This window comes from Streptomyces griseorubiginosus, assembly GCF_017614965.1.
Classification (GTDB): Bacteria; Actinomycetota; Actinomycetes; order Streptomycetales; family Streptomycetaceae; genus Streptomyces; species Streptomyces griseorubiginosus_B.
The window spans coordinates 1-2,744 of sequence record NZ_WVUG01000547.1; the positions used below are offsets into that span (position 1 = coordinate 1).

Consider the following 2,744-nt stretch of genomic DNA (forward strand, 5'->3'; position numbering starts at 1 on the left):
CCCTCCCACAACGGCGCGACCTACAGACTGCTCGCAGGCGTCAGCAAGTCCTCCAGGCCCACTCGGCGGAAGAACTCCACCCGGATGCGGTCGGCCACCGCCGAGACGACTTCGCTGCCGTCCCGGCTGGGGTCCACGTGGACGCGGAACGGCCGCTTGCCGGGCGGCAGTTCCACCACGCGCACGATCGCGTCGGCCACCTCGGAGACATCGGCGTCCGGTGGTATCAGCCCGGCCAGCCGCTCGTTGACGTCGTCCATCAGTGCCTTGTAGCGGGCGTCGTAGGCGGCGGCCCGCTCCGCGTCGGCGGGCGTGCCGGCGTGGGCGAAGTGGTTGGTGCCGGAGGTGAAGGCACCCGGAACGACGATCGAGGTGTCGATCCCGAACCGGATGACCTCGGCGGCGTAGCTCACCGCCAGGGCGTCCATCGCCGCCTTGGCCGCGAAGTAGGGGGCGAGGAAGGGCGGGCAGCCGCCGCGGGTGCTGGAGGAGCCGATCCACACGAGGTGGCCCTGGCCCTGCCGACGCAGCTGTGGCAGTGCCGCGCGGTTGACGCGCTGGGTGCCCAGGACGTTGGTGTCGTAGACGTCCGCCAACTGCTCAGGGGTGAAGGCCTCCGCCGGGCCCAGCACCATGTGCCCGGCGTTGTGCACCACGACATCCAGCCGCCCCTGCTCGGCGACGATCCGCTCGACTGCTGCGTCCGCGCTGTCCTGCGCGGTCACGTCGAGTTCCACGGCGCGCAGATCGACGCCGTGCTCCTCGGCGTGTGCGGCCAGGTCCGAAGCGGCTGACGCGTTACGGGTGGCGAGGGCGCGCATGCCCGCGTAGACGGTGTGGCCGCGCGCGGCGAGCGCGCGGACGCTGAGGGCGCCGAAACCGCTGGAGGCGCCGGTGACGAGGATGACCTTGCTGTCGTTCATGGCATTCCGTTCCTTTGTCGGAGCCGGCCGTCAGATGATTCCGCCGTTGGCCCGCAGCACCTGGCCGTTGACCCAGTGGCCCTCGGGGCCGACCAGGAAGGACACGACGTTGGCGATGTCCTCGGGCGTGCCCAGGCGCTCCAGTGGCGGCTGCGCGGCGAGGCGGGCGATGGTCTCCTCGTCCTTGCCGTCGAGGAAGAGCTCGGTCGCGGTGGGGCCCGGGGCGACGGCGTTGACGGTGACGTCACGCCCCCGCATCTCGCGGGCGAGGATCAGCGTCAGCGCCTCGACCGCGCCCTTGCTCGCGGCGTAGGCGCCGTAGCCGGGGAAGGCCAGCCCCACCACCGAGGTGGAGAAGTTGACCAGCGCTCCGCCCGGGCGCAGCCGGCGCGCCGCCTGCTGGTCGACGACGAACGTGCCGCGGATGTTGGTGCGGTACAGGGCGTCGAGCTCGGCGAGGTCGAGGTCGGCGACGGGGGAGAGCGGCATGCGGCCGGCGGCGTGCACGACCGCGTCGACGCCGCCGTAGATGCTCTCCGCGAGGTCGAACAGGGCGGCGATCTCGTGCTCGGCGGCGACGTCCGCACGGGCTGCCTGTGCGGTGCCGCCGGCGGTCTCTATGGCACGGACGGCCTCGTCAGCCGCCTCCTTGTTGCCCGCGTATCCGACGACGACCGCGTACCCGTCCGCGGCGAGGCGCTCGGCGACCTGTCGTCCGATGCCGCGCGAACCGCCGGTCACGATCGCGACGCGCCGGTGCGCGGAGGTGGAGGTGTGAGTGGTCATGACTGCATCCTTTGTTAGCGCTGCTACGGCTTGCTCGTATCGACGATAACACAGTTTCGTAGCGACGCTACCCCCCAATTCGTATCGTCGATACGAATGGCGTACGGTAGACCCATGGATGCGAGGGAAAAGATCCTGGAAGCGGCCGCCGACCTGCTGGCCAAGGCCTCGGTCGCCGATGTCTCCACGCGGGCGGTCTGCGAGGCGGCCGGGGTGGGTGCGCCGATGCTCTACCGGCTCTTCGGCGACAAGGCGGGGCTGTTGGCGGCCGTCGTCGACCGGGGTTTCGAGGCGTACCTCGCCTCCAAGCGGGCGGCCAGGCCGAGCGACGACCCGGTCGCCGACATCAGGAGCGGCTGGGACAACCACATGCGCTTCGCACTGGAGCACCCCAACCACTACCGCCTGATGTACTCACCCGAGTTGACGGTTCCGCCGGCCGCGGCGCAGGAGGCGCACGCCCTGCTGCACGGGATCCTCGAGCGCTGCGCGGCCGCCGGCCGGCTCACCGTGCCGCCCGCGCTCGCCACGCAGATGATCATGTCGGCCAATGTCGGGGCGGCCCTGTCGATGGTGACCCGGCCCGAGCAGTACCCGGACCCTCAGTTCTCCCAGCGGCTGCGTGACGCCGTTCTCGAATCGGTGACGCGTCCAGCCGCCAGCGACGAGCCCGCCGAGCGGGACGATCAGGACAGGGCGGTTCCGGTCGCCGCCGCCACACTCGCCGCCCGCCTGCGTGCCGAACAGTCGACGGTCTTCACCGCGGCCGAGTCGGCCCTGCTGGAGCAGTGGCTGGACAAGCTGTCGGCAGGCTGAGGCGCACCCCGGCCTTACCTGGCGTCCCGAGCGTGGCGGCTGCACCGGGCCGACTGGGTAGGCCGCCGCGCCGCCGCGGGTAAGGCCCCCTGACCGGGCCGGCATGCGCCAACCCAACCACCAGGTCTCGTAGAACGCTCTCACCTGCCGACGGGCCCCGCCGTCCCGACCCACCAGTCCCTCGGCCGGGCTACCGCCCCCGGCGCGCCAGGCCCACAC

The 2,744-nt window shown here is 71.8% G+C and carries 3 protein-coding genes; 1 reads left to right on the forward strand and 2 read right to left on the reverse strand.

What is annotated here, in order from left to right; all coding sequences use genetic code 11:
- Positions 1–20 precede the first annotated feature (20 nt).
- On the reverse strand, positions 21–923 hold the full coding sequence (locus tag GRC12_RS43400; RefSeq protein WP_208785944.1) for an SDR family oxidoreductase: 903 nt from the start codon (positions 921–923) through the stop codon (positions 21–23).
- Between the two features lie 30 nt (positions 924–953).
- On the reverse strand, positions 954–1,709 hold the full coding sequence (locus GRC12_RS43405) for an SDR family oxidoreductase (RefSeq protein ID WP_208785945.1): 756 nt from the start codon (positions 1,707–1,709) through the stop codon (positions 954–956).
- A gap of 114 nt (positions 1,710–1,823) precedes the next feature.
- On the opposite strand from GRC12_RS43405, the gene GRC12_RS43410 reads away from it, so the two are divergent.
- On the forward strand, positions 1,824–2,525 hold the full coding sequence (locus tag GRC12_RS43410; protein WP_208785946.1) for a TetR/AcrR family transcriptional regulator: 702 nt from the start codon (positions 1,824–1,826) through the stop codon (positions 2,523–2,525).
- Positions 2,526–2,744: the final 219 nt, after the last annotated feature.

Coding starts and splice junctions, on each gene's coding strand:
- GRC12_RS43400 (WP_208785944.1), bottom strand. CDS start 923: ATGAACGACAGCAAGGTCATCCTCGTCACCGGCGCCTCCAGCGGTTTC.
- GRC12_RS43405 (WP_208785945.1), bottom strand. CDS start 1,709: ATGACCACTCACACCTCCACCTCCGCGCACCGGCGCGTCGCGATCGTG.
- GRC12_RS43410 (WP_208785946.1), top strand. CDS start 1,824: ATGGATGCGAGGGAAAAGATCCTGGAAGCGGCCGCCGACCTGCTGGCC.